This window comes from Streptomyces sp. NPDC031474, from assembly GCF_055581185.1.
The window spans coordinates 28,927-55,114 of the sequence record NZ_JBVIJX010000017.1; the positions used below are offsets into that span (position 1 = coordinate 28,927).

Annotated in this window: 19 protein-coding genes; 12 read left to right on the forward strand and 7 right to left on the reverse strand. The window is 72.0% G+C overall.

Annotation, left to right across the window (positions count from 1 at the left end; all coding sequences use genetic code 11):
* Positions 1-1,333: 1,333 nt before the first annotated feature.
* Genes ACZ5SK_RS32980 through deoC form a run of 3 tightly spaced genes read right to left on the reverse strand, consistent with a single transcriptional unit; the run spans position 1,334 to position 4,663 of the window.
* Complete coding sequence (locus ACZ5SK_RS32980) at positions 1,334-2,242, reverse strand: aldehyde dehydrogenase family protein (RefSeq protein ID WP_468416291.1); 909 nt, start codon at positions 2,240-2,242, stop codon at positions 1,334-1,336.
* Positions 2,235-3,698 carry an aldehyde dehydrogenase family protein gene (locus ACZ5SK_RS32985; protein WP_361701196.1) on the reverse strand — a complete coding sequence of 488 codons (1,464 nt, stop codon included), beginning with the start codon at positions 3,696-3,698 and terminating at the stop codon, positions 2,235-2,237. The genes ACZ5SK_RS32980 and ACZ5SK_RS32985 overlap by 8 nt, the downstream gene beginning before the upstream one ends.
* Before the next feature lie 5 nt (positions 3,699-3,703).
* Positions 3,704-4,663: a deoxyribose-phosphate aldolase gene (gene deoC / locus ACZ5SK_RS32990; RefSeq protein WP_319677204.1), complete on the reverse strand. Its 960-nt coding sequence runs from the start codon at positions 4,661-4,663 to the stop codon at positions 3,704-3,706.
* 123 nt (positions 4,664-4,786) lie between these two features.
* Here deoC and ACZ5SK_RS32995 point away from each other — a divergent pair, with 123 nt between their 5' ends.
* A complete protein-coding gene (locus ACZ5SK_RS32995; RefSeq protein ID WP_334577608.1) occupies positions 4,787-5,509 on the forward strand; it encodes a PH domain-containing protein in 723 nt (240 codons plus the stop codon).
* A 27-nt stretch (positions 5,510-5,536) separates the two neighbouring features.
* Positions 5,537-7,285, forward strand: a complete 1,749-nt coding sequence (locus tag ACZ5SK_RS33000; RefSeq protein ID WP_334577607.1) for a hypothetical protein — start codon at positions 5,537-5,539, stop codon at positions 7,283-7,285.
* Positions 7,286-7,433: 148 nt separating this feature from the next.
* Here the strand turns inward: ACZ5SK_RS33000 and ACZ5SK_RS33005 are convergent, their stop codons facing one another.
* Positions 7,434-8,201, reverse strand: coding sequence for a DUF5707 domain-containing protein (locus ACZ5SK_RS33005; protein WP_468576786.1), 768 nt, complete (start codon positions 8,199-8,201; stop codon positions 7,434-7,436).
* 383 nt (positions 8,202-8,584) lie between these two features.
* Between ACZ5SK_RS33005 and ACZ5SK_RS33010 the strand changes: the two genes are divergently transcribed.
* From ACZ5SK_RS33010 to pstB, 9 genes are all read left to right on the forward strand, one after another.
* Positions 8,585-8,971, forward strand: a complete 387-nt coding sequence (locus tag ACZ5SK_RS33010; protein ID WP_334577605.1) for a hypothetical protein — start codon at positions 8,585-8,587, stop codon at positions 8,969-8,971.
* Positions 8,972-9,207: 236 nt separating this feature from the next.
* Positions 9,208-10,224, forward strand: coding sequence for a phosphate ABC transporter permease subunit PstC (gene pstC / locus ACZ5SK_RS33015; protein ID WP_334577604.1), 1,017 nt, complete (start codon positions 9,208-9,210; stop codon positions 10,222-10,224).
* Positions 10,225-10,889: 665 nt separating this feature from the next.
* On the forward strand, positions 10,890-12,128 hold the full coding sequence (gene pstA / locus ACZ5SK_RS33020; RefSeq protein WP_468576787.1) for a phosphate ABC transporter permease PstA: 1,239 nt from the start codon (positions 10,890-10,892) through the stop codon (positions 12,126-12,128).
* On the forward strand, positions 12,125-13,840 hold the full coding sequence (gene pstS, locus ACZ5SK_RS33025) for a phosphate ABC transporter substrate-binding protein PstS (protein ID WP_468576788.1): 1,716 nt from the start codon (positions 12,125-12,127) through the stop codon (positions 13,838-13,840). The genes pstA and pstS overlap by 4 nt, the downstream gene beginning before the upstream one ends.
* On the forward strand, positions 13,837-16,296 hold the full coding sequence (locus tag ACZ5SK_RS33030; RefSeq protein WP_468576789.1) for a hypothetical protein: 2,460 nt from the start codon (positions 13,837-13,839) through the stop codon (positions 16,294-16,296). Before pstS ends, ACZ5SK_RS33030 begins: the two co-directional genes overlap by 4 nt.
* Positions 16,297-16,445: 149 nt before the next feature.
* A complete protein-coding gene (locus tag ACZ5SK_RS33035) occupies positions 16,446-17,459 on the forward strand; it encodes a hypothetical protein (protein WP_468156717.1) in 1,014 nt (337 codons plus the stop codon).
* A 106-nt stretch (positions 17,460-17,565) separates the two neighbouring features.
* Positions 17,566-19,050 (forward strand): Ig-like domain repeat protein, encoded by a 1,485-nt coding sequence (locus tag ACZ5SK_RS33040; protein WP_468576790.1) that lies wholly within the window; start codon positions 17,566-17,568, stop codon positions 19,048-19,050.
* 127 nt (positions 19,051-19,177) lie between these two features.
* Positions 19,178-20,131 carry a sortase gene (locus ACZ5SK_RS33045; RefSeq protein ID WP_334577598.1) on the forward strand — a complete coding sequence of 318 codons (954 nt, stop codon included), beginning with the start codon at positions 19,178-19,180 and terminating at the stop codon, positions 20,129-20,131.
* A gap of 21 nt (positions 20,132-20,152) precedes the next feature.
* Positions 20,153-20,998 (forward strand): phosphate ABC transporter ATP-binding protein PstB, encoded by an 846-nt coding sequence (gene pstB / locus ACZ5SK_RS33050; RefSeq protein WP_334577597.1) that lies wholly within the window; start codon positions 20,153-20,155, stop codon positions 20,996-20,998.
* Between the two features lie 427 nt (positions 20,999-21,425).
* Here pstB and ACZ5SK_RS33055 read toward each other — a convergent pair whose 3' ends face one another.
* From ACZ5SK_RS33055 to ACZ5SK_RS33065, 3 genes are all read right to left on the reverse strand, one after another.
* A complete protein-coding gene (locus ACZ5SK_RS33055; RefSeq protein ID WP_361701210.1) occupies positions 21,426-23,054 on the reverse strand; it encodes a phospho-sugar mutase in 1,629 nt (542 codons plus the stop codon).
* A gap of 74 nt (positions 23,055-23,128) precedes the next feature.
* Entirely contained in the window at positions 23,129-23,953 is an 825-nt protein-coding gene (locus ACZ5SK_RS33060; RefSeq protein WP_079660156.1) for a purine-nucleoside phosphorylase, read from the reverse strand.
* A 160-nt stretch (positions 23,954-24,113) separates the two neighbouring features.
* Positions 24,114-24,551, reverse strand: coding sequence for a gamma-glutamylcyclotransferase family protein (locus tag ACZ5SK_RS33065; RefSeq protein WP_334577595.1), 438 nt, complete (start codon positions 24,549-24,551; stop codon positions 24,114-24,116).
* A gap of 96 nt (positions 24,552-24,647) precedes the next feature.
* Between ACZ5SK_RS33065 and ACZ5SK_RS33070 the strand changes: the two genes are divergently transcribed.
* Entirely contained in the window at positions 24,648-26,096 is a 1,449-nt protein-coding gene (locus ACZ5SK_RS33070; RefSeq protein WP_334577594.1) for an NAD(P)H-quinone dehydrogenase, read from the forward strand.
* Positions 26,097-26,188: the final 92 nt, after the last annotated feature.

The following is a 26,188-nucleotide window of genomic DNA, read 5'->3' on the forward strand; positions in this document are numbered from 1 at the left end:
CCACCGAGAAGCAGATGTTCCTCAGTCGCGCGGTGGCGGCCCTCTCCCTGTAGTACGTGGTCGGCATGAGCGCCGAGGACGCGGCGGGCGCAATCACCGACGGCGGCGGGGACGAAGGGTTCGACGCCGTCGCCGTCACGGGCCGGAAGATCTTCGTGGTCCAGGCCAAGTGGAACGACAGGGGGACGGCGGGGTTCCGCAACCACGATATCTCCGCGGTCGTGGACGGCTTGCGCTGTCGGTGGTGATCCGCGAAGCCGCCGAACTCATCAAGACCGCCGACGGCTTCCCGGCCCATCTCACCTTCCTGTTCAACCCCTTCGGCGGCGAGAGCCACGACATCGCGCCCGGCCGGGACGCGTTCGGGCGGGTCGCCGTGCACGGTCTCGTCCAGGAGATGAGCGGCGAGTACCAGGAGGACGACGAGAACGCCGAGTGGACCCGGCGGCCTCGCCATGGCGTCGCCGATCCGGTTCCCGGCGCGGAGACGACGGGCGACCTGCTCGCGGCCCTGCCCCGAACCCTGTCGGCCGCCCTCGTCGCGGCCAGCGCGGGCGAGCACCGGCTGGGTATGCTGCCGCAGATCACGGTCCGGCTGACCCCGGACGACCGGAACCTGCTGCACGACGTCCACCGGGTGAGCGATTGGGTCGTCACCGTGGACCGTACCCTGGGCGCCGAGTACTTCGATCACGGGCGGCGAGGCAGGTCTGAGTACGTCATCGACCACACCACCACCTCCCACGGCGGACTGGGCCACCAGGTCGTCGTCTCCTCCCGGTCGCTGGACGAGATGCGCGCCCTCCTGGGACCTGTCCTCGCCGACCGTGCCCTGGGCATCCCCGAGCGCCATGTCCGGACCTTCTTCGACCAGTTGCGCGAGCTGTCCGGCAGCTTGGTGTTCAAGCTCGCGGCACTCGGTGAGAGCCGGCGCACCGAGGTCCTGGGCCTCGCTCTCTCCCGCCTTTACCTGGGGGCGCGTGAAGCCCTGCGCAACGTCCGAGCTCATCGAGCTGTCCACCCACATGGTGCTGCACAGGTTCGCCTCGCCTGCCTGGCTGAAGCACCTGCAGAAGGTCAACGCGGCGTTGTCAGGACTCAATCCCGACAAGTTGGCGGCGCTGAGACCGGGAGAGGCGTATGTATGGGCCGGAAAAGCCACAGACGAGGCGTTTGTCAGGGGGGCGGTCAAGGTCGACTGCCGGCCGCGTGTTACGCGGCATGGGGGTGCGACGCGGACAGCGCTTGGATGATCCCGGCAACAGAGAGCCGCGCCGCCCCCGGACGGAGGGGTGGCGCGGCTCGTTCGTGGAGCGGTTCAGGAGGCGGCGGCTCAGTAGGCGGAGCCGGACGCGCCCAGGGAGCCCGTCGGGTGCCAGACCGTCTTCGTCTCCAGGAAGGCCGTCATCCGGTCCGTTCCCGGAGCCTGCGACCAGTCGTCCACAGGCTGTGGACGCAGGACCCGCTTCAGGTTGTCCGCCGCCGCGATCTCCAGCTCCTTCGCGAGGACGTCGTCCGCGCCCGCGAGGTCGATCGCGTTGACGTCCTGGTGCGCGGCCAGCGGCGCCGCGATCTCCGCCGTACGGCCGGAGAGAACGTTGACGACACCGCCGGGGACGTCGGAGGTGGCCAGGACCTCGGCGAGGGAGAGGGCCGGGAGAGGCGACTTCTCGCTCGCGACCACGACCGCCGTGTTGCCCGTCGCGATCACCGGGGCCAGCACCGAGACCAGGCCCAGGAACGACGACTCCTGGGGGGCCAGGACCGCGACCACGCCCGTCGGCTCGGGGGAGGAGAGGTTGAAGTACGGGCCCGCGACCGGGTTTCCGCCGCCGACCACCTGGGCGATCTTGTCGGTCCAGCCCGCGTACCAGACCCAGCGGTCGATCGCGGCGTCGACGAGTGCCGCGGCCTTGGACTTGGACAGGCCCTCGGCGTCGGCGACCTCGCGGGTGAACTGGTCCCGGCGGCCCTCCAGCATCTCGGCGACGCGGTACAGGACCTGCCCCCGGTTGTACGCCGTGGCGCCCGACCAGCCGCCGAACGCCTTGCGGGCGGCCACCACGGCGTCCCGCGCGTCCTTGCGGCTCGACTGCGGGGCGTTCGCCAGCCACTTGCCCTTTGCGTCGGTCACCTCGTACACCCGGCCGCTCTCGGAACGCGGGAACTTCCCGCCGACGTACAGCTTGTAGGTCTTGAAGACAGACAGGCGCTGCTCGGTCTTTTCGGTCTTCTCAGACATCGAGGTATGCCTCCAGGCCGTGGCGACCGCCCTCGCGGCCGAAGCCCGACTCCTTGTAGCCGCCGAAGGGCGAGGTCGGGTCGAACTTGTTGAACGTGTTGGACCAGACGACGCCCGCGCGCAGCTTGTTCGCGACCGCGAGAATGCGGGAGCCCTTCTCGGACCAGACACCCGCCGACAGCCCGTACTGCGTGTTGTTGGCCTTGGCGACCGCCTCGTCGGGCGTACGGAAGGTCAGCACCGACAGCACCGGGCCGAAGATCTCGTCGCGGGCGACGGTGTGCGCCTGGGTGACGTTCGTGAAGAGCGTCGGGGCGAACCAGTAGCCGGAGGTGGGCAGTTCGCAGACCGGGGACCAGCGCTCGGCGCCCTCGGCCTCGCCCTGCTCGACGAGCGAGGTGATGCGGGCGAGCTGCTCCGCGGAGTTGATCGCGCCGATGTCGGTGTTCTTGTCCAGCGGGTCGCCGAGGCGGAGCGTGGACAGGCGGCGCTTCAGCGACTCCAGCAGCTCGTCCTGGATCGACTCCTGGACGAGGAGCCGGCTGCCCGCGCAGCAGACCTGGCCCTGGTTGAAGAAGATGCCGCTGATGATGCCCTCGACGGCCTGGTCGATCGGCGCGTCGTCGAAGACGATGTTCGCGCCCTTGCCGCCCAGTTCGAGCGTGAGCTTCTTGCGGCTGCCCGCGACCGTGCGTGCGATCTCCTTGCCGACGGCCGTCGAGCCGGTGAAGGCGACCTTGTTCACGTCCGGGTGCGCGATGAGCGCGGCGCCTGTGTCGCCGTAGCCGGGCAGGATGTTGACGACGCCCTTGGGCAGGCCCGCCTGGCGGCAGATGTCCGCGAAGAACAGGGCCGAGAGGGGCGTCGTCTCGGCGGGCTTGAGGACGACCGTGTTGCCGGTGGCGAGTGCGGGCGCGATCTTCCACGCCAGCATCATCAGAGGGAAGTTCCAGGGGATGACCTGGCCCGCGACGCCGAGCGGCCGCGGGTTCACCCCGCTGTGCCCGTTTGTCGTCCTCCGGCCGAACCCGGCGTGGTCGAGCTTGTCGGCCCAGCCCGCGTAGTAGAAGAAGTGCGCGGCGACCAGGGGGAGGTCGGCGTCGCGCGTCTCCCTGATGGGCTTGCCGTTGTCCAGCGTCTCCAGGACGGCCAGCTCGCGGCTGCGCTCCTGGATGATGCGGGCGATGCGGAAGAGGTACTTCGCGCGCTCGGAGCCCGGCAGCGCGGACCACTTCTCGAAGGCCTTGCGGGCGGCCTTCACCGCGCGGTCGACGTCCGCCTCGCCCGCCTGGGCGATCTCGGACAGGACCTCTTCGGTCGACGGGGAGACGGTCTTGAAGACCTTGCCGTCCGCGGCCTCCACGAACTCGCCGTCGATGAACAGGCCGTAGGAGGGGGCGATGTCGACGACCGAGCGGGACTCGGGCGCCGGTGCGTAATCGAATACCGAAGCCATGGTGATCAGTCCACCGTCACGTAGTCGGGGCCGGAGTAGCGGCCGGTGGCCAGCTTCTGGCGCTGCATCAGCAGGTCGTTCAGGAGCGAGGAGGCGCCGAAGCGGAACCAGTGGTTGTCCAGCCAGTCCTCGCCGGCGGTCTCGTTGACCAGGACGAGGAACTTGATGGCGTCCTTGGAGGTGCGGATGCCGCCCGCGGGCTTCACGCCGACCTGGACACCGGTCTGCGCGCGGAAGTCGCGGACGGCTTCCAGCATGAGCAGCGTGTTGGCGGGGGTGGCGTTGACGGCGACCTTGCCGGTGGACGTCTTGATGAAGTCGGCCCCGGCCAGCATGCCGAGCCAGCTCGCCCGCCGGATGTTGTCGTACGTCGACAGCTCGCCCGTCTCGAAGATGACCTTCAGGCGGGCCGCGCCGGAGGCCTCCTTCACGGCGACGATCTCGTCGTACACCTTCATGTACCTGCCCGCGAGGAACGCCCCGCGGTCGATGACCATGTCGATCTCGTCGGCGCCGGCGGCGACCGCGTCACGCACGTCCGCCAGCTTCACGTCGAGGGCGGCGCGGCCGGCCGGGAAGGCGGTGGCGACCGAGGCGACCTTCACGCCCGAGCCCGCGACGGCCTCCTTGGCGACGGCCACCATGTCGGGATAGACGCAGACCGCGGCCGTGGCAGGGGCCGTCCGGTCGGTCGGGTCGGGGCGGACCGCCTTCGCGCCGAGCGCCCGGACCTTGCCCGGGGTGTCCGCGCCTTCCAGCGTCGTCAGGTCGACCATCGAGATGGCGAGGTCGATGGCGTACGCCTTGGCGGTCGTCTTGATGGAACGGGTGCCGAGCGCCGCGGCGCGCGCCTCCAGGCCGACCGCGTCGACGCCGGGCAGCCCGTGGAGGAAGCGGCGCAGCGAGCTGTCGGACGTGGTCACGTCCCTGAGGGCATCGGCTGCGGTAGGTGCATTGGTGGGCATGGTCACCAGACGAGCATATCTACGCGCGTAGCGGATGTACATCCCCTGATGCTCGTCGACAGCTCGTCGGTGGTGGGGGGATCGCGGATGAGCGGGGGCGGGGCGTCGGGCACAATCGGGGCCATGACGAGCCCGGAAGACCAGTCACCAGCGCCGGGGCCCGCGGGGCCCGAGTTCAAGGACCGCATCTACCGGTCGCCCGCGGGCATCGCCGGTGGGGTACTGCTGCTGGGTCTGGTCGGCTGGCTCGGTATCGACGCGATCGTCGCGGGCGAGGGACGGACGCCGTGGCTGGCGCTCGCGACGCTGATCCTGGTGGTGCCGCTGACCGTCGCCTTCACGCTGCGGCCAGCCGTGTACGCGGGCCAGGACCGGCTGCGGGTGCGCAATCCGTTCCGGGTGATCGTGCTGCCCTGGGGACAGATCGCCTCGCTGCGGTCCGGCTACTCCAACGAGGTCGTCGACGCCTCGGGGAAGAAGTTCCAGCTGTGGTCCATCCCCGTCTCGCTGCGGGCGCGGAAGAAGGCGAACCGGCGCGAGTCCCGGGCGGCGGCGCAGCGGGACGGCGGGAGTGCCGGTCAGGGCGGCCAGGGCGGCCGGGGCGCCGGCGGATCGGGGTTCGGGGGACTCGGGGGCGGGTTGTCGCGCGGGGGCCGTGGTGCGGTGCCCGAGGGGCCCCTGCGCGCCGAGACCGACCGGGTCATGGACGAGCTGCGGGAGCTGTGGCAGGCGCACGAGAAGGAGGAGAGCGCCCAGGGCGAGGTGAGCGTGCGCTGGGCCTGGGAGATCCTGGGCCCGGTGGTGGCGGGAGCCGTCGTGCTGGGGATTCTGCTGGCTGTGGGGTGAGGCGGGGACGGGGGAGTGGGGGAGACGGTGAGTTCGCGTTCTGGCGAGGTTCTGCCCGGTGGGGTTCTGCGGTTGCCGGCCGGGTCGGCGGCGCCCGACGGGTGCGTGGCCTGGGACGGTGAGGCGGCGCGGCACTGGACGCGGGCGCTGCCTCCGCGCTGGATTCCGGTGCGGGCGCGGGCGTCGGTGTTCGTGGCGCTTCCGGTCGCCGCCGTGGCCGGGGCCGGTCTGCTGGGCGAACAGGGCGCGCTGCCCGGGTGGGGCGCCGCCCTGGTGACCCTGCATCTCGTGTGGCTGGTGCTGCGTCCCGAGGCTGCCGTGGTCCTGGCGCCTGTCGCCGTGGTCGTGATGCTGGTGGCGGGGGATGAGTTGTCGCCGGCCGTGCGGCTGGGGTACGTGGCCGGGCTGGCGGGCGTCTGGGCGGCCGTCTGCCTGCGGCTGGCGGCGCGACGGCGGCAGCGGGCGGCGGGCCTGGCGGCCGCCGGGGGCGTGACCGCCGGGGCGCCGGAGGGCATGGGCGAGCGTTCGCCGCGCGGGACCTTCCTGATGTGGAGCGGGCTCGGCACGGTCGCCGCCGGTGGGGTGCTCCATGCCACCGTCGGCCTCTGGGACGGGGCCGGCGACCGGCAGGGGGTACCGGCCGCGGGCTGGTGCCTCGCCGGGGTCGGCCTCACCATGCTGCTCTCCGCGGCCCTGGGCCGCCGCCGGGCCGCCGATCTGCGCCGGGCGCCCGTCCCGGTGCTGCGCGTGCTCGTGCGCGAGAACGCCGACGCCGAGACGGAGGTCTTCGCCGCCGACGACCTCGCCGCCCGGCGGCCCCTGTTCACGGTCTCGACGGCCGCCCTCGGAAGGGCGCCGGGCGCGGGTAAGGGCGAGGGCGAGGGCGGGGGCGGGGGCGGTGATGTTGACGTCGACTTTGACGTTGACGGGGGTGACGAGGACGACGCGGAGCTTCGGGAGCTGATCGAGCGGGTCGACGCCGAGCGCGTCGGGCCGCTGCGGGAGGCCGTGCTGTACGGGGTGCCCTACGACGGCGCCGAGGTCGTGTTCCTCGCCGCCGCGGCGAAGGCCGGGCGACGGCCCGTGGTGGAGACGTCCCTGGGGCCGGTGCGGCCGATGACCGAGGCCTCCTTCCGGCGGTGGGCGAGGGGCGAGCGGGCGAAGGCCGCCCGGGAGGCCCGTCTGGAGGAGCGGCACAGGGCTGCTGCCGCCTTCGCCGCCGCTGTCGTCGCCGACCGGGGCGGCCTGGAGACTGCCGTGAGGGTACGGCGGTGGCGGGCCGGGTGGGCGGACTGGTTCGCCGTGGTGCTGGTGGTGCTGTTCCTCGCGTTCTACTGGGACGCCGCCGGGTGGTGGCGTGACGTCTTCGGCCTCTGCCTGACCCTGGTCGCCGCCCTGATGGGGCCGCGGCGGCTCCTGTGGCGGATCACCGCCGACCGTGCGGGCCTGTGGTTCAACGAGCTGCGCGGGACCGGGCACCTGGCCTGGGAGGACATCAGGGCCGTCGAGTGCGAGGGCGTCCGGCTGCGGATACGCGGCAGGCAGGCCTCGTTCGAGGAGTGGCGGGTGGCCTCTCCCCGCTGGCGGTGGCTGGAGCGCAGGCTCGGCGTGCTGCACCCGTACGAACGGACGGCCGCCGAGATCACCGCGATGTGGCGGGACCCGGCGGTACGGCCCGTCGGCGAGGCCGACGAGCGGCAGCGCGGGCGGGCGCTGTGGCCGCTGGGGGTCGTCATCGGGGCGCTGGGTGTGGCGGCGGTGTTCCTCCTGCCGTGAGGGCTGCCGGCTCTCCCGGCGTGCTGCTGTGAGGGTGGCCGGCTCTCCTGGCGTGAGGACTGTCGGCCGTTCGTGCTTGGCGCCGGGCCTCCCGTGAGGACCGTAAGGGATGCCCTGGGGGTGCCCGGCGCACGGGGAGCTTCGGGTGTCAGCCGACGACGTCCACGAAGGCGCCGGGGGAGACCGCAACCGCGGTGGCCGCCGTGCCGGCGTAGGACCAGCGGTAGGAGCCGTCGGCGTACGCGCGGAGGGTGGTGGACAGGGTGCCGTCGGAGGCCGTCCGGACGGTCTTCACGGCGCAGTAGGCGCTGCTGCCCTTCGGGCGGAACTGCAGTTCCACGGGTTGTCCGGCCGGGGCGGGGACGGGGGCGCCGGTCGCCCAGCCGGCGTTGCGGAGGTCGCCGGTGACGGTGAGGGTGCGCCCCCACCTGACGCGCTGGGGCGTGGCGGCGGCGGTCAGCTGGGTGTCGCGCCGCACGCTGAAGGTGGCCGCGGTGTCCAGGAACACGGCGTCGCTGTCCGGCGCGATCGCGTAGGCGCTGACGTTCCAGGCGCCGGCCTGCGCGTCGGTGGCCGGGACGGCGCCGGGGGTGAGGGTGAAGGTCAGGGTGCAGGTGCTGGTGGTGTCGGTCGTCGCGCCGCAGGCCGCCTTGGAGGCCACGGTGGCGTCCGGGGCTTCGAACGAGCCGTGGTAGAGGGTGGCGTTGATCTGGTCGAGGCCGGACGGGTCGGTCGCGGTGACCTCGACGGTGACGGTTCTCGCGCTCGTGCCGACGACGACGGGTTCGCCGTGGTTCACGACCACACCCGTGATGTCGGTGTCGCCGAACCTCTCGTCGGCGTGCGCGGCGGGAACGGCGAGGGCGGACAGGGCAACGACGCCGCACGCGGCGGCGACGGCGGAGTACATGCGCATGCGAAATCCCCAACGTGATGTGTGAATGCCGCGCCGGCCCATTTGCCTGCGGCAGTACCGAATTGGCGTGTGCAGCGTACTCGTTGCCGCGGGAATTCAGATCGGTCGAATTATTGGAAAGCCGAAGGGGAAATTCGATTCGAATATCGGCGGACCTGGCGGCCACCTAGGCGTGCCGACTGTTGGCTCCGACGCGGAAATCCGCCCACTCCTGTCGGTTTCTGTCGATCGACGTGTGAACGAGGGGCAACTTTAGAGTGAAAAGTGTCGAAGCTGTTGATCTCCTGTCTCTTCGCTCTCACTAGCCTGCGTGTGCCGTACGACCGGCGAACCAGCGCCGAATCGTGCGGCTTCCTGATATGGGGATACAGGAGTGGGGATGGATGTCGGCGAGAATGGGGGGCGCGGCCGTACCCGGCACGCGCTGCCAAATAGACATAGGTGCAGACGGCACTTACTCGTGGCGGCTCACCGCCACGAACGGGCGGGTGATCGCCGTGGCCGCGAGGACGTACCGGGACTACGGGGAGTGCCGGGCCGGGTTCGAGCGGATGTGCGCGGACGTGGGGAAACTGACCGGCGCGGTGCACCACACCTCGGAGGGCAGCGGCTGGGTCTGGCGGTTACGTGATCCCGTCGGCGGCACCGTGGCCGTGTCCTCGCGGGCCTATGAACGGCACTCGACCTGCCAGGCCGCCTATGAGCGTTTCCGGGCGCTGCTGACCGAACTCGGGTCGGGGTCGGCGACCCCGTGGGGGGACGGCGAATGAGCCGCACGGGCAGGGCGGGCAGGACGGACGTGGCGGGCTGAGGGTCCGGCTTTCGCAGCAGGGGGTGAGGGAGGCGCGGGTCAGGAGGGCCCAGTCCCTCACCCCTTCTGGCGCCGGGCCTTCCGTCTGCCCTTCTCTCGCCGCGTTCACGTCAACATCGGAAGTTGCCTCGCAGGGGCGTCTCGTTCACATTCAGGTCCGCGCGCGTCCATCACACCTCAGAAGTGTCGTCACGTGTGACGACGCGAATCATCGAGCGATCCGCGGCTGCGGCGGACGACCCTCCCAGACGCCTGTATCCCGACCAGGGCATGCCCGACCGGGTGTTCCGGGGCATCCTGCGCGGGGGTGGCGCCCTGGTCCTCGCGATCATGCTGCTCGTCGGCGGGTTTCTGACGTACCGGGCCTGGCAGGCGCTGTCGGTCGCGAAGTGGGACTTCGTCACCACCGAGGCGTGGGAGCCCGAGGGCGGGAACTTCGGCATCGCCGCCGTGCTCGTCGGAACCATCCTGATCGCGCTGGTCGCCATCGTGTTCGCCGTTCCGCTGGCCATCGGCACCGCGCTCTACATCTCCGAGTACGCGCCGCCGCGCCTGCGCCAGACCCTCATCAGCGTCGTCGACCTGATGGCCGCCGTGCCGTCCGTGGTCTACGGGCTGTGGGGCCTGTTCTTCTTCCAGGGGCACGTGGTCACCTTGGCGCGCTGGATCTCGACGTACTTCGGGTGGATCCCGCTGTTCGAGGTCGACGGCGCCGATCCGCGGGACCCGCTCGCCACGGCGACGGTCTTCACCTCGTCCACCTTCATCGCCGGCATCGTCGTCTCCCTGATGGTCGCACCGATCATCTGTTCGGTGGTGCGGGAGGTGTTCTCGCAGGCTCCGGTCGGCGAGCGGGAGGGCGCGTACGCGCTCGGCGCCCACCGCTGGGGCATGATCCGCAGCGTCGTCCTGCCCTTCGGTAAGGGCGGCATGATCGGCGGCACCATGCTGGGCCTGGGCCGGGCGCTCGGCGAGACCATCGCCGTCTACCTGATCATCTCGCCGGTCTTCGCCATTCAGCCGCACATCCTGCAGAACGGCACCAGCTCGGTCTCCTCGCTGATCGCCCTGCGCTACGGCGAGGCCACCGACCTCGGCATGTCGGCGCTGATGGCCGCCGGCCTCGCGCTCTTCCTGATGACCCTCGTCGTCAACTTCGCCGCTTCGTCGATCGTCGCCCGCAGCCGCTCCGGCGCGACGAGCGACTCCTGAGGAGAACGGGCCCGATGACCCTCACCGCTGAACAGAGCCCACCCGGCGACCAGAACCCCGGCTCCGCGCCGGGTCCCGCGCCGGGTCCCGCGCCGGATTCCGTGCCGGGTCCCGTGCCGGGTTCCGTGCCGGGTTCCGTGCCGGGTTCCGTGCCGGATTCCGCGGCGGATTCCGTGCCGGGTCCCGTGCCGGGTCCCGTGCCGGGTTCTGTGCCGGGTTCTGTGCCGGGTTCTGTGCCGGGTTCTGTGCCGGGTTCTGTGCCGGGTTCCGTGCCGGGTCCCGTGCCGGGTCCCGTGCCGGATTCCGTGCCGGGCGGCGCGGCGGATTCTGCGCCGGGCTCCGCGACGGATTCCGTGCCGGGCTCCGCGACGGATTCCGCGCCGGGCCGCGCGCCGGGTCCCGTGCCGGGCCGCGCGCAGGGCTCCGTGCCAGGTCCCGTGCTGGATTCCGTACCGGGCGGCGCAGCGGATTCTGCGCCGGGTCCCGTGCCGGGCCGCGCGCAGGGCTCCGTGCCAGGTCCCGTGCTGGATTCCGCGCCGGGCCCCGCGCCCGATCCCGCACAGGGCCCCGCACAGGGCCCCGCACAGGGCCCCGCCCCGGGGCTCGGGGGCGGGGCGGTTGCTTCGGGCACTGTGGTGGCCGTGCGGCGGGGTGGGGGGCCGGCGATGCGTGTGGACTCGCGGCGGAACCTGTCCACGCTGCATGCCACCGACGTGTACGCGCTGCTGGGCGCGGGCGCCGCCGCCCTAGCCGTGACCTGGCTGATGTTCGAGCGGCTGCTGCCGTTCAACGGCACGCTGGGCTTCCTCGTCATCGCCTACGCGCTCTTCGTCGGTTGCTACGCGCTGCTCGTCTCTTTCGACGAGGACGGTCCCGCCGTCCGCGACCGGGTGGCCGCCGTCGTCGTTCAGAGTCTCGGCCTGGTGATGCTCGCCGCGCTGGCGTTCGTGGTCGTCTTCACCCTGTACGAGGGCCGCGAGGCGCTGCCGCACCTGAACTTCTACACGCAGTCGATGGCCGACGCCGGTCCGGTGGAGCCGCTCAGCGTCGGCGGCATCCTGCACGCGATCGTCGGCACGCTGTGGCAGATCTCCATCGCCCTGGTGATCTGCATCCCGACCGGGCTGGTGTGCGCGGTCTTCCTCAACGAGGTCCCGGGCGTCTTCAGCCGGTTCGTGCGCACCATCGTCGAGGCGATGACGGCGTTGCCGTCCATCGTGGCCGGCCTGTTCATCTACGCGACGATCATCCTGGGGCTCGGCTTCGACCGGTCCGGACTCGCCGCCGCGCTGGCGATCTCCGTGATGATGCTGCCGATCATCATCCGCGCCTCGGACGTGGTGATCCGGCTGGTCCCCGGCACGCTGCGGGAGGCGTCCTACGCGCTCGGCACCTCGCGCTGGCGCACCGTCTGGCACGTGGTGCTGCCCACCTCCCGCTCCGGGCTGACCACGGCCGTCATCCTGGGCACCGCGCGCGGGGTGGGCGAGACCTCGCCGGTGCTGCTGACCGCCGGTTTCACCGCGGAGCTCAACACCAATCCGCTGCAGGACCCGATGGTGTCGCTGCCGCTGGCGGCCTTCGAGCTCGTCAAGTCCCCCGAACCGACCTACATCGCCCGCGGTTTCGGCACCGCGGCGGTCCTGCTGGTGCTGGTGCTCGTCCTGTTCGTGATCGCCCGCGTCATCGGCGGACGCGGACCGGGCAAGCTGACCCGCCGTCAGGAACACCGCCGGGTCCGGGCGTCCCGCCGGGACGCGCAGCGATTCGCCGCGCGCACCGCCACCGAAGGCACCGCCACCGAAGGCACCGCCACCGAGGGCACCGCCCAAGGCGGCGTCGGCGCCTCCACCGTATCGACCGACTCCACGGCCAGTTCCGTATCGACGAGGAGCACCACGTGATACCCGCACCCGTCCGTCGTCCGCGCACCACGCGTGTGTACCAGGCGTCGGCGCTGGTCGTCGCCCTGGTCTGCGCGCTGCTCGCGCTGCACCCGCCGGGTGCCTTCGCCGCCGGTTATGTGAAGATCAGCGGCTCCGGTTCGACGTGGAGCGCCAACGCGATCGAGCAGTGGCGCCGCAACGTCCGCCAGCAAGGCATGACCGTGAACTACTCCTCCGTGGGCTCGACGGTCGGCCGTACCCAGTTCGCGAACGGCACCTCCGACTTCGGCGTCTCCGAGATCCCCTACGGGCTCACCGAGTTCGGGGCGACGGACACCCCGCCGCAGCGCAAGTACGCCTATATGCCGATCGTGGCGGGCGGTACGTCGTTCATGTACAACCTGAAGATCGGCGGGCAACGGGTCACCAACCTGCGGCTGTCCGGGGACGTCCTGTCCAAGATCTTCACCGGCAAGCTGACGATGTGGAACGCGGCGGAGATCAAGGCCGACAACCCCAAGCTGGCCCTGCCGGCCCGCCGGATCGTCCCGGTCGTCCGCTCCGACGGCTCCGGTACGACCGCGCAGTTCACGCTGTGGATGTCCAAGCAGCACAGCTCCCAGTGGAACGACTACTGCCGGCGGGCGGGCAAGCCCACACCGTGCGGTCTGACCTCGTACTTCCCGAACATCCCCGGCTCCGGCTTCGTCGCCCAGTCCGGCTCGCTCGGCGTCGCGGGCTACACCAAGCAGCCCCAGGCCGAGGGCGCCATCACCTACGTCGAGTACTCGTACGCCAGGAACGCGGGCTTCCCGGTGGTCAAGGTCCTCAACAACTCCGGCTACTACGTGGAGCCGACCGCCTCCAGCGTGGCCGTCGCCCTGACCAGGGCCAAAATCAACAACGACCCGCGCTCCGCGAACTACCTCACGCAGAACCTGGACGAGGTCTACACGTACGGCGACCGGCGCACCTACCCCCTGTCCAGCTACAGCTACATGATCATCCCGACCAAGGAGGAGATGGGCTTCACCAAGGCCAAGGGGGCAACGCTCAGCGCGTTCAGCAACTACTTCCTCTGCGAGGGGCAGCAGCAGGCCGACCGGCTCGGCTACTCGCCGCTGCCGATCAACCTGGTCCGGGCGGCCATGGAGCAGGTGCGCAAGATCCCCGGCGCCGAGACGGACAACATCAACATCAACAAGTGCAACAACCCCACGTTCTCCAGCGACGGCACCAACGTGCTGGCCAAGAACGCCGCGTTCCCGCAGGCCTGCGACAAGAAGGGCGCCGACCAGTGCGTCACCGGCACCGGCGGCGCCAAGACGCCCACCACGGCCGGCGGCAGCGGCGGCGCCGGCTCGGGCGGCTCGGGTGCGTCCGGCGGTTCCGGCTCGACCGGCGGCGCCGGCGCGACGGGCGGCGCCACGGGCGGCACGGCCGGCTCGACCGGCGGCGCCGCCACGACCGGCGGCACCACGGCGGGCACGAGCGGCACGACCGGCGGCGCCGTCGACCCCGACACCGGCGAGGTGCTCGGCGGCGTGGGCGGCACCGGCGACACCTCGGTCGCCGCCACCCCGGTCTCCCTCGCCTCCGGCGACGCCCTCGGGCTGCGTACCGCGCTGATGGCGCTGTCGGCCGTCCTGCTGGTGGGGGTGGTCGTCGGACCGCCGCTGATCGGACGTCTGATGACCAACCGGTCGCGCCGGAACGGGGGTTCGGCATGAGCACCATGACCCGTACGGACGGAGCGCCCAGGGGCGGCGGCCGAGGAGCGCGTGTCGTCGCCGGCGTCGGCGCCCTGCTGGCCGCCCTCGTACTGGCCCTGCTGCCGGTGCCGCCCGGCGCCACACCCGCCGCGGCCGCGGACGGCGCGGCGGCGGACTCCGCGGTGACGGTCACCGGAACCCGGGGCAAGTACGACGACTTCTCCGGGCTGAAGGTGACGGTCCACCAGACGAAGAACCTGCGCACCCAGGGCGTGCTGATCACCTGGAAGGGCGGCGCGCCCACGCCCGAGTCCACGGTGAACAGCAACTTCCTGCAGATCATGCAGTGTTGGGGCGACAGCCCGGCCGGGCCCACGCGCGAGCAGTGCGAATACGGCGGTTCCGGCGTCCCGCTCCCGGGCACCGGCGTGGACAGCCGGTCGGTGTCCGCGACGCCGGACCCGGATGAGACGCAGTACACGGGCGCGGGCGCGTTCGTGCCGTTCCGCCCCGCCAACGGCTCCCCGGCGACCACGTCCCCCACGGACAAGACCTACTTCGGCCCGCTGGACACCAACGAGCAGCCCGCCGGCCGCACCTTCGCGGGCGGCACGGGCGAGGCTACCTTCCAGGTGCTCGACGGGATCGAGGCCTCCCACCTGGGGTGCGGGCTGAACACGGCGGCCGCCGGCAGCGCTCCCGCACCCCGGTCGTGCTGGCTTGTCATCGTGCCGCGCGGCACGCACAACCCCGACGGCACGGACGTCACGGCGCCGGGCCAGGACGGGAAGATCGACGGCTCGCCCCTGACCACGACGAACTGGGCGCAGCGGATGGTGGTCCGGCTGGACTTCCTGCCGGTCGACGAGTTCTGCCCGCAGGGTCAGCCCGAGCAGCCCACGGCCGGCTCGCAGCTGGCGACGGACGCCGTCACCTCCTGGCAGCCCAAGCTGTGCACGTCCACGGGAACCACGTTCGCCTTCTCTCAGGGCGGCGAGGAGCCGGCCAGGACCCAGGTCCTGGCCGCGACGGGCGACGCGCCCATGCTGGGCTTCACCGTAGATCCGGTGGCCGTCCCGGACGGCGTGGCGAAGGTCGTGCACGCGCCCGTCGCGGTGTCCGGGCTGGCGATCGCGTTCTTCCTGGAAACGGCGTCCGGCGTGGTGCAGGAAATGAGATTCTCGCCGCGGATCGTCGCCAAGATGCTGACGCACTCCTACACGAAGGACGTGACCCTGGGCGCCGCCCCGGATTACCTGACCGGAAATCCGGCGTTCTTCAACGAGGATCCTGAATTCAGGAAACTGAATCCTGAATTCCCGGCGCTGAGCGGTCAGCCGAGCAGTCTCATGGTTCCCCTCCTCACGTCCGACACCACGCGCATCGTGTGGAACTGGCTCCAGTCGGACCAAGAAGCCCGGGATTTCCTCGCCGGGGCGAAGGACCCCTGGGGAATGAAGGTCAACCGCTACTACAGGGACCTGAAGCTGGCGGACGCCACCTCGCTGACCGACTTCCCCAAGGTGGACCCGACCACGTCCCCGGCCGTCGCCAACGGGGTCCCGCCGCTCACCTACACCGGGCAGGACCTGGACCCCTACGCCAACGACCTGCACGAGGCCGCGGTGCGCACCCTGCGCGGCAACAACAACAGCACCGTCGTGTGGCAGGCGGGGAACAACGCCCCGCCCAAGCTCGGCAACGAGGTCCCCATGTCGGGCCGGCACGCCGTGCTGGCGATCGTCGACACCGCGTCGGCCGAGCGCTACGGACTGAAGACGGCGGCCGTGCGCAACGCGGACGGCGCGTTCGTGAAGCCCTCGACCGCCACGCTGACGGCCGCCGTCGCCGCGATGCGGCCGTCGTCCGTGGACGCGACGGTCCTCAAGCCCGACCCGGCCAGGGCCAGGGGACAGGCGTATCCGCTGACCGCCGTCGCCTACGCGGCGGCCTCGGTGGACCAGGCCGCCGCGGCCCGCAAGGCGTACGCGAAGTTCATCCGGTACGTCGCCGGGGCGGGCCAGACACCCGGCCTCTCCGCGGGCCAACTGCCCCCCGGGTACGCGCCGTTGCCGGCGAAGCAGCGGGCGCAGGCCCAGACCGCCGCCGACGCCCTGGAGCGCGGCGTGGCGACCGGCCCGGCGTCCGGCGGGACGGGCCCGGACGGCACCGGGGGTTCCGGCGCCGCGGGCGGCGCCGGAGGCAGCGCCACCGGTGCGGCCGCAGGGGGCACGAGCGCCGGCGCGGCGGGCGGCGCCGGGGGCTCCGCCACCCCCGTGGCCGGCGCCGCGGGCGGCAGCACAGGGCCCTCCTCGGGGCCGCAGCAAAATGTCGCGAAATCCGCGAACGGCGTCACCCCGGGAGAAATTCTGGGAATTATCCGCTGGGTGCTTCTCGTCGTTCTGTTCCTGGGCGGTGCCGCCGGACTTTCCGGTCCGATAATGCTGCGCCTCGCCCAGCGGCGGTCCCCCTAGGGGGCGCCCAGGCAATCTCCTCTTAACCTTTCCCTCATGGCCAATTGGTTGGCCGCCGTGCGGAACTCCTGGAAATGTACGCAGTGCTTGAAAGTCCAGCCTTTTCTTGAACGTCCGGTCTTTCGAAATCCAGAACAAGGGGTTCAGAAATGAACGTCAAGTCTCGCGCTCAGGTCGGCGCCGCTTTCGGTGTCGCGGCTCTCGGCCTCGGCATCCTGGCCGCCCCGGCCTCGGCCGACCCGGGCTCGACCACCGAGTACCGTCAACTGGCGGGTGTGGGTTCGGACACCACGCAGTACGTCGTGAACGGCCTCGCCGACGCCATCACGAACACCGGCGGCAAGGTCATCGCCTCCTGGAACGCAACCGGATCCGCCACCGTCACCACCAAGGACCCGGCGACCAAGCCGAACTGCACGATCAACCGCCCGAACGGCTCCTCGGCCGGCATCACGGCGCTGAACAACGACATCACCGCCGGCACCGGCTGCCTCGACTTCGCCCGCTCCTCGCGCGGCCCCGCCGACACCTCCACCTCCGACCTGACCTTCATCCCCTACGCCAAGGACGGCGTCACCTACGCCACCGACCTGGGCAGCTCGGTGCCGACCAACCTGACGAAGGCCCAGCTGGCGAGCATCTACACCAACTGCACCTACATCAACGCCTCGGGCGCCACGGTCACGGTGGCGCCGCTGCTGCCGCAGACCGGCTCGGGCACCCGGACGTTCTGGCTGTCGGCCATCGGCGTCAGCGAGTCGCAGGTCGGCTCCTGTGTCACCCAGGGCATCCAGGAGCACGACGGCACCGCGATCACCGCCGCCAACCAGCTGATGCCGTACTCGATCGCCCAGTGGATCGCCCAGGGCAAGGGCCTCGCGGACGTCGAGAACCGCCGCGGCGAGTCGCGTCTGCGCAGCATCAACAGCCTGGCCCCCACCACCGGTTCGGGCACCTCGCTCGCCCTCAACACGAGCTTCGACTCCCAGTTCCTGCGGGACGTCTACAACGTCGTGCAGAGCACCCGGCTGGCCGAGCCGGTCATCGCGGACACCTTCGTCGGCTCCGCCTCCAAGGTCTGCTCCAGCAGCGCCACCCTCACCACGTACGGCTTCGGCGCCGTGAACAACTGCGGCGCCACGACCCTCACGGGCGAGCGCTGATCCGTGACCGCCGACTGACCCCTGCGCGAGCGGCCGGGCACCCACGGGTGCCCGGCCCCACGCGCTGTCCGTGCACATCCGTCAACCGACCCCGGGGGGCAACGAAATGACCGTGCCGCAACCCTTCAGAAGAACGGCCGCCGTCCTGGCCGCCTGCGCCCTGCTCGCGCTGGGCCTGGTGACCCTGGCCGTGACCCAGTCCCAGCCCGCCCGGGCGGCCTCCGTCGGCGCGTTCACCATGACGCCCGGCACCGGCAAACTGAGCGCCACCCAGCCCATCGCCGGGTCCCTCACGATTCCCGGCAAGTGCCCCGACGTCACCCTCGAGGACGTCAACTGGAACAGCGCCCTCAATCTGTACGTCGTCAAGGCCGACGGCACCGAGCAACTGGCGCTGCGGGGCGTCACCGACAAGGCCCCCTACTCGGCGGCCACGTCGACGCTGTCGCTCGCCGCGGCCGACAACCCGGGCCTGTTCGTCGCCCCGCTGACGGACATCATCACCGGCGACGGCACCTACGAGCTGCGCCTGCGCTGCGTGGACAACTTCGACTACGCGGTGGCGCCGGACTCGATCGTCCCCGGCGACCCGTACTGGTCCCAGAAGATCACCGTGACCGGCGACGACTGGGCCGTCGGCGAGGGCGCGAAAGCCACCAGCGTCACTCTCGTGGCGGCGCCCGGCGACATCGAGCCCGGCGAGGAGGTCACGCTCACCGCGACGGTCTCGCCGGCCGAGGCGACCGGCAAGGTCACCTTCCTGGACGGCACGACCTCCCTGGGCGAGACCACCGTCGCCGGCAGCAGGGCCGAGCTCAGGACGAAGGCGCTGACCCAGGGGCGGCACGACCTCACCGCCCGCTTCGCCCCCGCCGACGCGACCAGGTGGGGCGCCTCGGAGGCCGCGGCCGCCACCGTGCTCGTCTACCCCGCGGACTACGAGATCCACGACGCCGCCGACAAGCGGTTGGCCGTCGAACCGCAGCTCCAGCGCGGCCAGACCGTCAAGCTGATCGTCCGCGGCTGCACGGCCGGCACGACATACGCGATGAAGCTGAGCGGCAACGACGCCGCCTTCGCCGCCGCCACCGCGGACGCGAGCGGAGTGGCGACCTGGCCGACGCTGACCGTCCCCGACGACGCGGTCGCGGGCCGTGCGTCCTGGACGTTCACCGCGGCAGGCAAGAACTGCCGGACCAACGGCGGCGTGGGCGTGGACTTCACCACCGCGTCCTTCACCGTCCCCGAGCCGAGCGGCTCCCCGAGCCCCACCGGCAGCGCCGACCCCTCGGCCGACCCGACGGACGACCCCACCGACGCCCCGACCGACCAGCCCACCGACCAGCCCACCGACGCGCCGACCGACGGCACGGGCGACACCGCCGGAACGACGTCCGGAACGACGTCCGGCGCCACCGGCGGCGCCGGCACCGGCGGAACCTCCACGACGGGCGGCGGCCTCGCCTCCACCGGCAGCGAGATCGCCCTGTTCTCCGGCATCGGAGCCGTCGTCCTGTGCACGGCCGGCATCCTCTTCGTCCGCTTCGGCCGCCGACGCGGCCTGCTGCACTTCGGCGAGCCCCGCGCCTAGGCGACGGGGAGCGCGGGCGGCGGGCCACACCCGCCGCCCGCGCCTGCCGTCTGTCGGTTGCCGTCTGCCGTCTGCCGTCGGGCGTCTGTGTCTGTCCACCCCACACCACCTCACAGGAGCGCTCCCCGTGACCGTGCTGTCCCCGCCCCCGCCGATCGAGGCGTCACCGGCGCCGGCGCCCGCGCCCGAGCCGCCGTCCGCCGCCGGGCCGACGCGGGCCGAGCGCGCCGGCCTCGCGTTCGTCGGCGCCGCACTGTGCGTGCTCGCCGCCCTGCTGCTCGGCTTCGCGGCCAACCTCACCATCGTGGGGCACCTCCAGCACGCCCGCGACCAGCAGACCGCCTACGACGAGCTGCGACGCCAACTCGCCCTCGGCATCGCACCGGTGGGGCAGCGGACGTACGAGGGAGACATGCTGAAGCCGGGCGCGCCCGTGGCGCTGCTGCGCATCCCCGCCCTCGGCCTGAAGGAGGTCGTCGGGGAGGGCACCACCTCCGGAGTGCTGATGTCCGGCCCAGGCCACCGCCGCGACACCCCGCTGCCGGGCCAGGCCGGCACCAGCGTGATCATGGGCCGCCAGTGGGGGTACGGCAGCCCGTTCAACGACCTCCACCAACTCCCCGTCGGCGCCGAGATCCGCGTGACGACCGGCCAGGGCACCGCCGCCTACACGGTCTCGGGCATCCGCCGCGAGGGCGACCCCCTGCCGCCCACGCTCACCCAGCGCCAGGGCCAGGGCCAGGGCCGGCTCACCCTCATCACCGCCGACGGCGGCCCCTACACCCCCTCCGGCACCCTCCGCGTCGACGCCACCCTGACCAGCGCCGTCCAGCCCGCCCCACCGCGGCCCCTGACCCCCGGCTGGATCGACGAGTCCGAGCAGGCCCTGGGCACCGAGGGCGCCGCCTGGCTCCCGGTCTTCCTCTGGTCGCAGGCGCTGCTGCTCGCGGCCCTGCTCACCATGGCCGCGCGCCGCGTGTGGGGCCCCTGGCAGACCTGGATCGTCGGCGTGCCCGTGCTGGCCGCCCTCGGCCTCGCCGTCTCCGGCGCCGCCACGCGTCTGCTGCCCAACCTGCTCTGAACGATGAGGAGTTCACCCATCATGCCCGAAGCGACAGACACGACCGTGAAGCTGCCGCGGGTGCCCGCGGGCACGACCGGCGGCGGGAACAACCCGGCCACCCTGGAGGCCGACTCCATCTCGGCCTGGTTCGGCGACCACAAGGTCCTGGAGCAGGTGTCGCTCACGATGCCCGCCCGCAAGGTCACCGCGCTCATCGGCCCGTCCGGCTGCGGCAAGTCCACCTTCCTGCGGATCCTCAACCGCATGCACGAACTGGTCGGCTCCGCCTCCCTCGCCGGCCGGGTGCTGCTCGACGGCGACGACATCTACGACCGCGGACGCCGCATCACCCACGCCCGCCGCCAGATCGGCATGGTCTTCCAGAAGCCGAACCCCTTCCCGGCGATGTCGATCTACGACAACGTCACCGCGGGCCTGAAGCTGGGCGGCGTCAAGGCCGGCCGGGACAGCAAGGACGGTCTCGTCGAGGAGTGCCTCACCAAGGCGGGCCTGTGGAAGGAGGTCCGTGACCGGCTGCGCCAGCCCGGCGGCGCGCTCTCCGGCGGCCAGCAACAGCGCCTGTGCATCGCGCGCTCGCTGGCGGTCCGGCCCCGAGTCCTGCTCATGGACGAGCCGTGCTCGGCCCTGGACCCCACCTCGACCCGCCGCATCGAGGAGACGATCCACGAGCTCTCCGAGGACGTGACGATCGTGATCGTCACCCACAACATGCAGCAGGCCGCCCGCGTCTCCGACCAGTGCGCCTTCTTCCTCGCCGAACAGGGCACCCCCGGCGGCATCGTCGAACACGGCCCCACGGCCTCGATGTTCGACACCCCCCAGGACCCGCGCACCTCGGACTACGTGACCGGCCGCTTCGGCTGACCGGCCCGACGACCGGCCCGTCACCGGCCCGACGACCGGCCCGTCACCGGCCCGCGACCGGCCCGTCACCGGCCCGACGACCGGCCCGTCACCGGCCCGACGACCGGCCCGTCACCGGCCCGACGACCGGCCCGTCACCGGCCCGCGACCGGCCCGACGACCGGGCCGCGACTGGGCAGCGACTGGTCCGCGACTGGCCCGCGACTGGCCCGCGACTGGCCCGCGACTGGCCCGCGACCGGGCCGCGACCGGGCCGGCGATTGGTCCGCGACTGGGCAGCGACCGGGCCGGCGATTGGCCCGCGACCGGCGCCGCGACTGGCCCGCCACCGGGCCGATGACCGGCCCGCCACCGGGCCGGGGCCGGCCCGATGACCAGACCGCGGCCGGGCCGATGGTCGGCCCGGCGCGCGCCGTCTGGCCCGGTGTCAGATGCCGGCCGCCGCTGACAGGTCCCGCTTGATCGTGGCGAGCAGGTCGTCCGCCTCGGTGCGGGCGGCCGGGAGGCCAAAGTGGTCGGCCACCGGGACCACGACCTCCAGGTAGCACTTCAGCTTCGGCTCCGTACCGCTCGGGCGGACGACGACCCGCGCGCCGTCGAGCGTGTAGCGCAGCCCGTCGGTGGGCGGCAGCCTGTCCGTGCCCTTGCTGAGGTCCTCGGCCCGGGTGATGGCGAGGCCCGCGAGGGAGGTCGGGGGCTGCTCCCGCAGCCGGTGCATGGCGTCGTCGATGACCGACAGGTCCCGCACCCGCACCGACAGCTGGTCGGTGGCGTGCAGGCCGTGCTCCACGGCGAGGTCGTCGAGCAGGTCGAGGAGGGTGCGGCCCTCCTCCTTGAGCTCCGAGGCCAGCTCGGTGATGAGCAGGGCGGCGGTGATGCCGTCCTTGTCGCGGACGCCGTCGGGGTCCACGCAGTAGCCGAGGGCCTCCTCGTAGCCGTAGCGCAGGCCGTCGACGCGGGCGATCCACTTGAAGCCGGTGAGGGTCTCCTCGTAGGGCAGGCCCGCCTTCTCGGCGATCCGGCCGAGGAGGGAGGACGAGACGATCGACTCGGCGAACGTGCCGCGCGCCCCGCGCCGCACGAGGTGCGCGGCGAGCAGCGAGCCGACCTCGTCGCCCCGCAGCATCCGCCAGTCGCCGCCGTCGGGGACGGCCACGGCACAGCGGTCGGCGTCCGGGTCGTTGGCGATGACCAGGTCGGGGCCGCTCGCGCGGGCCGCCGCGAACGCGAGGTCCATCGCGCCGGGCTCTTCCGGGTTGGGGAAGGCGACGGTCGGGAAGTCCGGGTCGGGCTCGGCCTGTTCGGCGACGAGCACCGGCTCCGGGAAGCCCGCCCGGGCGAACGCGGCGAGCAGGACGTCCTTGCCGACGCCGTGCATGGCCGTGTAGACCGTGCGGGCCGTACGGGGGGAGTCCGCGGCGAGGACGGCGTCCGTGCGGGCCAGATAGGCGTCGAGGACGGTGTCGTCGAGGACGTGCCAGCCGGCCCGCGGACGGGGAACGTCCTTCAGGGCGGCGATCGCGTCGATCTCGGCCGCGATCCCGGAGTCGGCGGGCGGCACGATCTGTGATCCGTCGCCCAGGTACACCTTGTAGCCGTTGTCGCGGGGCGGGTTGTGGCTGGCGGTGACCTCGACCCCGGCGACCGCGCCGAGATGCCGGATGGCGTACGCCAGGACGGGGGTGGGCAGCGGGCGGGGCAGCACGGCCGCCCGGAAGCCCGCGCCCGTCATCACCGCGGCCGTGTCCCGGGCGAAGTCCTCCGACTTGTGGCGGGCGTCGTAGCCGATGACGACGACTCCGCCGGCCCGGCCGCTCTTCTTCAGGTACGCGGCGAGACCGGCGGCGGCGCGGATGACGACCGAGCGGTTCATGCGCATGGGCCCGGCGCCCAGTTCGCCCCGCAGGCCTGCGGTGCCGAACTGGAGGGTGCCGCTGAAACGGTCGGCGAGCTCGGTGAGGGCCTCGGCCTCGATGAGCCCGGCGAGCTCGTCACGGGTCTGCGGGTCGGGGTCCTCGGCGAGCCAGGCGGTGGCGCGGGCGATGACGTCGTGCACGGTGGGGTCAACCTCTCGTGTGCCTTTTCGACTTACCGAGTGGGGCGCGGGTTACCGGGTGGGTGGGGGCGGGCCTACAGGCGGCCGAGGACCTGGGCCAGCAGCGAGCCCATCCGCGTGGCGCTGTCCCGCCCGGCCTGGAGGACCTCCTCGTGGTTCAGCGGCTCGCCCGTCATGCCCGCGGCGAGGTTGGTCACCAGGGAGATGCCGAGCACCTCCGCGCCCGCCTCGCGCGCCGCGATGGCTTCCAGCACCGTGGACATGCCCACCAGGTCCGCGCCGATCACGCGGGCCATGCGGATCTCGGCCGGCGTCTCGTAGTGCGGGCCGGGGAACTGCGCGTAGACGCCCTCCTCCAGCGTGTCGTCGATCTCCTTGCACAGGGCGCGCAGCCGCGGCGAGTACAGGTCGGTGAGGTCGACGAAGTTCGCGCCGACGATCGGCGACGTCGCCGTCAGGTTGATGTGGTCGCTGATCAGCACCGGCTGCCCCGGGCGCATGCCCTCGCGCAGACCGCCGCAGCCGTTGGTCAGCACGATGGTCTTGCAGCCGGCCGCCACCGCCGTACGGACACCGTGCGCGACGGCGGCGACTCCGCGGCCTTCGTAGTAGTGGGTGCGGCCCAGGAAGACCAGCGCCCGCTTCTCGCCGATGCTGTACGAGCGGACCTTGCCGCCGTGGCCCTCGACCGCGGGCGGCGGGAATCCGGGCAGCTCGGTGACCTGGAACTCGGCGTCGGGAGCGCCGAGGGCGTCCACGGCCGGCGCCCAGCCGGAGCCCATCACGAGGGCGACGTCGTGGGTCTCGGCGCCGGTCAGTTCGCGCAGGCGCGCGGCCGCGGCGTCGGCGGCGGCGTGGGGGTCGCCCTGGATGTCGTCCGGGAGAAGAGATGCGTTCACGCGACAGAGGGTATCCGGTTTCCGCCTACGCGCGTAGATGACAGAGCGAACGCGATGGCGATCGTTGCCTTGTCGTTTCCAACGAGGGGGCCGCCGGAGGCGCTCAGCCGGACCCCTTAGGTGAGGGGAGGCATCTCGTGAGGCTGGAAGGCGACGGTGCTCAGCAGGGACGCTTCCGGAGTTCCATCACGTAATCGTGTGGCGCTCCCGCCGACTCCGCCGCGTCGGCGATCTCGCCCAGGTAGCGCGCCGACGGCAGTCCGCCCTCGTAGCCGTCGAGGACGTACATCCACGCGGACTCCTCGCCCTCCATCGTGTGCACCCGTACCCGGGCGCGCCGGTAGATGCCGAGGCCGACGCCCTCCCAGCGGTCCAGGGACTCCTCGTCCATGGGGGCGATGTCGTACAGCGCGACGAAGACCTGCGCGCCGGGGTCTTCGACGACCGTCGCGAGCGCGCCCTCCCAGCCCAGCTGCTCGCCGCCGAACGTCAGCCGCCAGCCGCTCAGCCAGCCGGTGGCGCGCATCGGCGAGTGGGGAGCGCGGCGGGTCATCAGCCGCGCGTCGAGGTTGCCGGCGTACGCGGCGTAGAGCGACATGCAAGGAGAGTACGGCAGTGGGCGCACGCGTCACTCTCATCACAATGGCGACCCTGGCGGCCCCCGGGGCAGTACCCGCGCCGTCTGTGCGGGAGAATGGAGTACGTGACTCGGATCGTGATCATCGGTGGCGGACCCGGCGGCTATGAAGCGGCGCTGGTGGCCGCGCAGCTCGGCGCGGAGGTGACCGTCGTCGACTGCGACGGTCTGGGCGGAGCGTCGGTGCTGACCGACTGCGTGCCGTCGAAGACCCTGATCGCCACGGCCGAGGTGATGACCACCTTCGACTCTTCGTACGAGGAGCTGGGGATCATCGTCGCCGACGACACCCCGCCGCTGGAGCAGGCGGCCCGGGTCGTCGGCGTGGACCTCGACAAGGTCAACCGACGGGTGAAGCGTCTCGCGCTCGCCCAGTCGCACGACATCACCGCCTCCGTCACCCGCGCCGGCGCCCGGGTGCTGCGCGGCCGGGGCCGCCTGGAGGGCATGCAGGCCCTGGACGGCTCCCGCAAGGTCGTCGTCACCGCCGCCGACGGCACCGAGGAGACCCTCACCGCCGACGCCGTCCTGCTCGCCACCGGCGCCCACCCCCGCGAGCTGCCGGACGCCCAGCCCGACGGCGAGCGCATCCTGAACTGGACCCAGGTCTACGACCTCGCCGAGCTCCCCGAGGAGCTCATCGTGGTCGGCTCCGGTGTCACCGGCGCCGAGTTCGCCGGCGCCTACCAGGCCCTCGGCTCCAAGGTCACCCTCGTGTCCTCGCGCGACCGCGTGCTGCCCGGTGAGGACCCGGACGCCGCCGCCGTGCTGGAGGACGTCTTCCGCCGCCGCGGCATGAACGTGATGGCCCGCTCCCGCGCCGAGTCCGCCAAGCGGGTCGGCGACCGCGTCGAGGTCACCCTCTCCGACGGCCGGGTCATCAGCGGCTCGCACTGCCTCATGGCGGTGGGCGCCATCCCCAACAGCGAGGGTCTCGGGCTGGAGGAGGCGGGCGTCAAGGTCCGCGAGTCCGGGCACATCTGGACCGACAAGGTCAGCCGCACCACCGCCCCGGGCGTCTACGCCGCCGGCGACGTGACCGGGATCTTCGCCCTGGCCTCCGTCGCCGCCATGCAGGGCCGGATCGCCATGTACCACTTCCTCGGCGACGCGGTGGCCCCGCTCAACCTCAAGACGGTCTCCTCCAACGTCTTCACCGACCCCGAGATCGCCACCGTCGGCTACAGCCAGGCCGACGTCGACGGCGGCAAGATCGACGCCCGCGTCGTCAAGCTTCCGCTGCTGCGCAACCCGCGCGCCAAGATGCAGGGCATCCGCGACGGCTTCGTCAAGATCTTCTGCCGGCCCGGCACCGGCATCGTCGTCGGCGGTGTGGTCGTGGCGCCGCGCGCCTCGGAACTGATCCACCCCATCTCGATCGCCGTCGACAACAATCTGACGGTCGAACAGATCGCGAACGCGTTCACCGTGTACCCGTCTCTTTCCGGGTCGATCGCGGAGGTCGCCCGACAGCTGCACACGCGAAAAGCGGCAGGCGAGGCCTGATACCGGACATACGGACGGTATAGGCGCCGGAACCGGGCCCTATACCACCTCCCGTCCCCTTGTGCGAACAACTTCTACTATTCGGCGCAAAG